The organism is Saccharomonospora halophila 8, assembly GCF_000383775.1.
Lineage (GTDB): Bacteria > Actinomycetota > Actinomycetes > Mycobacteriales > Pseudonocardiaceae > Saccharomonospora > Saccharomonospora halophila.
Window position 1 is genome coordinate 2,244 of the sequence record NZ_KB912565.1, and the last position, 5,750, is coordinate 7,993.

Consider the following 5,750-nt stretch of genomic DNA (forward strand, 5'->3'; position numbering starts at 1 on the left):
GCAGCGCGAGCGCACCGAGGCGTTCCTGGACCGCGGTCGCTCCCGGCAGCCGCCGACGCACCGTCTCGGCGGCGAAGTTCGCCGCCGAGACGGCCAGCACCGCCGTCCGGGCGAGCGGGTCGTCGGGCAGCTCCAGGTAGTCGGCGTTCGTCCGGCCCAGCACGAGCCTGCTGATCGCCGTGTGCACCCGCACCGAGAGCTCGGAGGCGAACCTCCCCAGCCGCCCCCGCCCCGCGCCGACCTCCGCGTGCGAGCGCACCAGGGCGGCGGCGAGGCGCCGGGAGTCCTCGTCCGGGATGAACTCGGTGGCCGCGAGCAGCCACAACAGCCGCCAGGCGTCGTCCTCGTCCGCGGGCAGCAGCGTTTCGTCCACGCCCATCAGCCAGCCGACGTAGCGCCACAGATGCAGGATGTCGGCGCGTTCGGCCTCGGTGTAGCGGACGCCGAGCAGCCGCATCCCCACCAGGTAGACCAGGGAGAACAGCAGGAGCGTGCCCACCGTCTGCACCTGGTTGATCGGCCGGTCCCAGGCGGCGTAGTCCCAGTCGGGCCTGCGGTTCATCGCGGCACGGACGTGGGCGTGCACCAGCCGTACCCGCAGCGCGGAGGCCCAGCCCCGTTCACCCCGGTGCAGCGCACCCGGGGTGGTGACGTCGAGCCACCAGTGCGTCGTCTCGATGAGCCTGCGGCCCGCCGCGTACTCGATCGCCCCGGTGCCGACCAGCGGCTTCGTGGCCCGCGAGGCGAGGTAGCCACCCATCAGCGCCATATCGCCGAGCGGAAACAGGCTCAGCACGCCCGTCCGCACGATCGCGCGGGCGCCCCGGTCGATCCGCTCGTGGTCGACCCAGTACGGCGTCGCCTCGACGGAGGCGAAGAAGTCCACCAGCGGCCGTGGCGGATCGTCCAGGCTGTCGATCCCGTGCTCCAGGGCCTGCCCGAACAGCGCCCGTCCGCGACCCTTCGGCAGGTCGTCGAACAGCGCGACGACGGCGTCGGCGAGGGGATCCTCCGCCTGGGCGAACTCGCGCAGACGTTCCCGCTGCCGCTCGGTCCCCCGGATGTCCCGAGGGGCGAAGAACCTGGTGGCGAGGCGGAGTCCGCCCTGCCGGAGCAGTTCCGGGTCCGGCAGCCGCGCGTCGGGCTCGTCCGGCTTCATGCGCTCTCACCTGCCCTGCGAATACGCTCGGACAACAAGTGTTGTCACTTCGTGGCGCGGCCGTCAAGCGCGGCACCCGGAGCGGGCCGGTATCGTGGACGGCGACGAGGCGGGAGGACCCCCACCTGTCGCCGGACGATCACGGCGTTGTAGGATGGAGCCTCACATGCGGATGTAGTTCAATGGTAGAACATCAGCTTCCCAAGCTGAGAACGCGGGTTCGATTCCCGTCATCCGCTCCACGGAAGTTTCCGCAGTGCAGAGGGCCGCTACCCGATCTTGGGAAGCGACCCTCTCGCTTGTGTCGAGCTTCGTCAGCAACATCACTCGTTCGGTTCCGAGCCGTCGTCCTCGTCTCCCGGTGCTCCTCCACGCGCTCTGAAAACCGATCAGCGATCGTCCGGTGCGGGACGGGGTCAGTCCTCGGGAAGATCGGCGAAGGCTTTCTGCATATCGCGGTACCAGGCCAGCGACTTCTTCGGCCGCCGCCAGCGGCCCTTCATCGCGTCGCGCGCGTCCTGATGGGATGCGTCACCGGCCTTCTCGGCTTCCTTGAGGTATCGGTCCTGGGCGTTGATGACGTCGTCGGCCGTCTCGCCGCGATACGCGAGGCCGCAGGGTCCCCCAGTTGGCGACATGTCATGGTCTTCACGGTCGTCTCCTTCCAATGCTGTGGTCCGGTTGTGTCGGCCTCCACCTGATTGACGATCGGCACACGGCGAGTGTGACCGGCTGCGCGATCAACCGTGTCGTTGCTTCCCTCGCGTCGCGACACCCGCGCGAGCACCTCCGGCTCCGCGCGGAACGTGATGCCGACGACGACGCCGTCAACGACAGTGAAACAGCTGTCGTGCAGCACGAACGCGACCGCTCCCGGGGCGAGAGTCGATTCAACACCACCTGCATCGCAACACCGACGCTGTCGACGAGGGAGACCTCGTTCGCCACATCGGGCGCGACCTCAGCCACCTCGATCTCAGCCGTCGGGACCGGTGTCCGGGACCGCAGCCGGTCCAGGCACAGTCGGGTCGTCACGGTCGTCAGCCAGGCAGGCAAGCTCTCGAGGTCGGTGCTCGTCCGGTGCAGCCGGAGCCAGGCCTGCTGCACGACGTCCTCGGCCTCAGCACGGTCAGCCAGCACACGGGTGGCGATGCCGACCAGACGTTGCCGCTCCGCCTCGAAGATCTCCGTACGGTCCACGGCGCTCAACTCTTCCCTCTCCGATCCGGGCAACTCAGCTAGAGCCATAATGAGGGCCGAACGCGACATACTCGCCCCGGTTCCCGAGCTGAGAACGCGAGTTCGAGTCCCGTCAGCCACTCCAGAGCGGGTCAGCACAGCGCACAGGGCCGGTTCCCGAACGTGGAAGCGGCCCTGTTGCTTTCGTCGACGGTCGCTGTCCGGCGGGTCGGTGACGAGGCCCAGTGTGCGATGGACCCTGGCACATCGCTTTCTCCGGTCACAGCTCCTCGCCTAGAGTTCCTACGGAGCGGACATGCCGGGGACCTGGGGGAGTTGATGACCGACGGAGGATTCTTCGACGAGAGCCAACCGACGGACACACGCGGAGACCCGGCGCAAGCCGGTCTCGCCGGCGCCGTGGCTGCGGGCGTGACCATGGGCACCAACCTGAACGCCGATGCGCTGAACCGGATGAACGACGGCGCACGCGAGATGCTCGACTCGGTGAAGAACGACGGCTTCCAGATCACCGATCGGGGCGTGGAGCCCCTTCTGAAAGCGGTGCGCAACGCCCGCGACCGATTCGACCGCCTCAGCAGAAAAGTACAGGTCATTGCCCAGGATCCTCCCCTCGGGAGCAGCCCGTACGCGAGGCAGGTCGCTTCGGATGTTCGACAAGGGGCCGACGGCCCGAACGGTATCGTCCCGGTAATGGATTCGCTGCAGACGACCCTTCGGACGTTGGAGGAGACTTTGCTGCGGGCGTCGGAACAGTATCGCGAAGCCGAGACGAAGGCCGCGACGTCGTGGCGTCAGACGTGAACTCGAGCGAGAAGCAGGTGTCCAACGCGAAGACGGCTTGGGCAGGGTTGCTCGCCATACTGGCCGTCTCAGTCACAGCGTGTACCCCTACCCAGCATGGGCAGGCACAACCACCCACCGACAGCCCGTCCTCCGCCAACCATGCGCCATCGGCGGACCCTTCCACGGACACGACCGGTGCAGAAGATCAACTCGCTCGAACAGACCCGTGTTCCCTGCTTTCTGCGGACGAGTTGCACGAGTACGGCTCTTTCCGAGACTCCAACCCAGCAGAAATCGGCGAGGCGCGAGCCTGCGAGTTCGTGCGCGACCGTAGCGGATCCCAGATCGAGAGTCTCGCGTTCGTCACAGGAATCCGGGAAACGACAGGTGTCTCTGAGGCGATCGACCAAGGGATGGGTATCCGCAACACCGAGACTAATGGGCGAAAGCTCGCACAAATTCCGGATTCACTCGGGTGCACGATCGCCATCGGGGTGACCGATTCGTCCCGTGTGGACGTCGTCGTCAATACGACCCTGACGACCGAACAGGCGTGCGAGATCGCGGACGAGCTCGCTGCTGTCGTGGAGCCGAAGCTGCCGAAGGGTTGACCGTGCCGGACATCATCGCCGCCATCGACGAGGCGCTCGGTTGTCACGAGTGTGGTGGTCCGCTCGACGGGTCGGTGGATCAGGACTTCTGTTCGGAACGGTGCCACCGTGCGTGGCACGGCCGCAGAGTCGGCATCACGCCGGAGCCGTCACTGGGCGAAATCGTCCACGACATCCGCACCCAGCTCGGCGCCGAAGACGTCGAGGTGCCCGCCGAGCGGCGCGAGGAGATCGGCCGGGCCCTCGACGCGGCCCGGCGGCACCTGCCGGAGGACGTCCTCAGCACACTGCGGTCGATCATGGAAGCCGCGCTCCGGGTCGACACCGCGATCGACGACTACGAGCAGCGTCAACAGCATTCACGGCGCTGACCGCTACTCCGTGGGCGCGGCCGGGACACCATCCGGCGGCGCGGGCGATCGCCGCCTTGACCTCCAGCGCGCTCGAATTCCTACCGTTCTCCCCAGGCTGACCGAAGCGTTTCCAGGGGAGGACGGACACATGAGGAAGATCAGTGACGATCTGTGGGAGACGGATCCGGAATACCCGATGCCGGGGCTGAGCACGCACGCCTACCTGTGGCAGGCGCCGAGCGGCAATGTGCTGTTCTACAACACCACTTACGAACACGAACTCGACCATATGGCCGATCTGGGTGGCGTGGCCCGACACTATCTGAGCCACCAGGACGAGATAGCACCGTCCCTGCGCGCGATCAAGCAGCGGTTCGGTTCGACCCTGCACGTCAGCGCGGCCGAAGCCGACCTCGTGCGCGAGACGGCCACGGTCGACGAGGCCTTCGAACGACGGCATGCCGTCGCCGACGGTCTCGAAGTGATCCCCACCCCGGGCCACACGCCGGGCAGCGCGTGCTTCGTCGTCCGTTCACCCGGCGGAACGACATACCTGTTCACCGGCGATTCGATCTTCCGCAGTGCGGAAGGACACTGGACCGCCGGATATATCGAGGGCATGAGCCACCGGGACACACTGACCGCCAGCCTGACCGACATCGCCTCGTTGACACCCGACGTGGTGCTCTCCAGCGCCTTCGCCGGCGATTCCGGGGTGACCGAACTCGGGGACCGTGCGTGGTCCGACTGCGTCGCCGAAGCGTTGCGGCAACTGACCCCGGAACCCAGCACGGGCTGATGCTCGAAGTAACAGATGACTGACAGTTCGCGCCTTCAGAACGGCGGCTGATCCAACACGGGTTCGGGGTCGGTGGTGTGGGTGCGGCCGCTCGGGGTGTGGACGGTGAGGCGGTGGGTGGCGCGGTCGAGGTGGTAACTCCAGCCCGGGGCGTCCTTGAGTCGGTGGTGTCGTCGGCAGAGGCCGACGAGGTTGTCGGGGTCGGTGCGGCCGGTGTGTCCGTTGCCCCAGTCGGTGGCGTGGTCGAGGTCGGTGAAGTGGCTGGGTCGGTGGCAGCCGGGGAATCGGCACTCCCGGTCGCGCACGCGGACGTGGTCGTCGGTGACCCTCGGCGGGCGGTAGCGGTGCCGTCCCGCGTCGATCGGTGCCCCGGTGTGTGGGTCGGTGATGATCCGCCGCCACGTCGAGCGCGGGTCGAAGGCGATCTCGCGGGCGATGTGGGCGGGGAGGGGGCCGTGACCGGCCAGGTCGGCGGGGTGGTCGGTGAGCCCGGTGAGCGTGTGCAGGTCGACATGGACGAACACCTCCGCCCGCCTCGGCGCACCCGACGTCGCTGCCGCGGTACGAGCAGCGCCGAGGAGGAGGTCGGTCAGCACGTCGGCCCGCAACTGGTCGGTGCTGCGCTGCTCACCCGGGCCCCGAACTCAGTGGAACGAGTCGCCGCAGGCGCAGGAGCCGCCCGCGTTCGGGTTGTCGATGGTGAAGCCCTGCTTCTCGATGGAATCCACGAAGTCGATCTCCGCGCCCTGGACGTACGGGGCGGCTCATCCGGTCGACCGCGACCTGCAGGCCGTTGAAGTCCCGGAACAGGTCCCCGTCGAGCGTGCGCTCGTCGAAGAACA

The 5,750-nt window shown here is 67.7% G+C and carries 7 protein-coding genes, 1 tRNA gene and 2 pseudogenes; 5 read left to right on the top strand and 5 right to left on the bottom strand.

Features of this window, described 5'->3' with window-relative positions; translation table 11 throughout:
• A partial coding sequence (locus SACHA_RS22275; RefSeq protein ID WP_019810901.1) for an oxygenase MpaB family protein occupies positions 1-1,159 on the bottom strand: 1,159 nt, incomplete at its 3' end.
• A gap of 168 nt (positions 1,160-1,327) precedes the next feature.
• On the opposite strand from SACHA_RS22275, the gene SACHA_RS0114515 reads away from it, so the two are divergent.
• Positions 1,328-1,401 (top strand) — tRNA-Gly (locus SACHA_RS0114515).
• 174 nt (positions 1,402-1,575) lie between these two features.
• Here SACHA_RS0114515 and SACHA_RS22280 read toward each other — a convergent pair.
• Together SACHA_RS22280 and SACHA_RS26640 are read right to left on the bottom strand one after the other, a co-directional pair.
• Complete coding sequence (locus SACHA_RS22280; RefSeq protein WP_198010155.1) at positions 1,576-1,827, bottom strand: hypothetical protein; 252 nt, start codon at positions 1,825-1,827, stop codon at positions 1,576-1,578.
• Positions 1,808-2,428, bottom strand: a complete 621-nt coding sequence (locus SACHA_RS26640) for a sigma factor (protein WP_408640326.1) — start codon at positions 2,426-2,428, stop codon at positions 1,808-1,810. The genes SACHA_RS22280 and SACHA_RS26640 overlap by 20 nt, the downstream gene beginning before the upstream one ends.
• A gap of 249 nt (positions 2,429-2,677) precedes the next feature.
• Between SACHA_RS26640 and SACHA_RS0114530 the strand changes: the two genes are divergently transcribed.
• The 4 genes from SACHA_RS0114530 to SACHA_RS0114545 all read left to right on the top strand — a co-directional run bounded on the left by SACHA_RS0114530 (position 2,678) and on the right by SACHA_RS0114545 (position 4,908).
• Positions 2,678-3,163, top strand: coding sequence for a hypothetical protein (locus tag SACHA_RS0114530; RefSeq protein ID WP_019810903.1), 486 nt, complete (start codon positions 2,678-2,680; stop codon positions 3,161-3,163).
• 17 nt (positions 3,164-3,180) lie between these two features.
• On the top strand, positions 3,181-3,756 hold the full coding sequence (locus tag SACHA_RS24005; RefSeq protein ID WP_198010157.1) for a DUF3558 domain-containing protein: 576 nt from the start codon (positions 3,181-3,183) through the stop codon (positions 3,754-3,756).
• 2 nt (positions 3,757-3,758) lie between these two features.
• Positions 3,759-4,127 (top strand): hypothetical protein, encoded by a 369-nt coding sequence (locus tag SACHA_RS0114540; protein WP_157601709.1) that lies wholly within the window; start codon positions 3,759-3,761, stop codon positions 4,125-4,127.
• A 130-nt stretch (positions 4,128-4,257) separates the two neighbouring features.
• Positions 4,258-4,908, top strand: a complete 651-nt coding sequence (locus SACHA_RS0114545; RefSeq protein ID WP_019810906.1) for an MBL fold metallo-hydrolase — start codon at positions 4,258-4,260, stop codon at positions 4,906-4,908.
• 35 nt (positions 4,909-4,943) lie between these two features.
• Here SACHA_RS0114545 and SACHA_RS22290 read toward each other — a convergent pair.
• Both SACHA_RS22290 and SACHA_RS22295 read right to left on the bottom strand, forming a co-directional pair.
• Positions 4,944-5,522: pseudogene (locus tag SACHA_RS22290) on the bottom strand (DUF222 domain-containing protein); the annotation flags it as partial.
• A gap of 30 nt (positions 5,523-5,552) precedes the next feature.
• A pseudogene (locus tag SACHA_RS22295) lies at positions 5,553-5,750 on the bottom strand (HesB/IscA family protein); the annotation flags it as partial.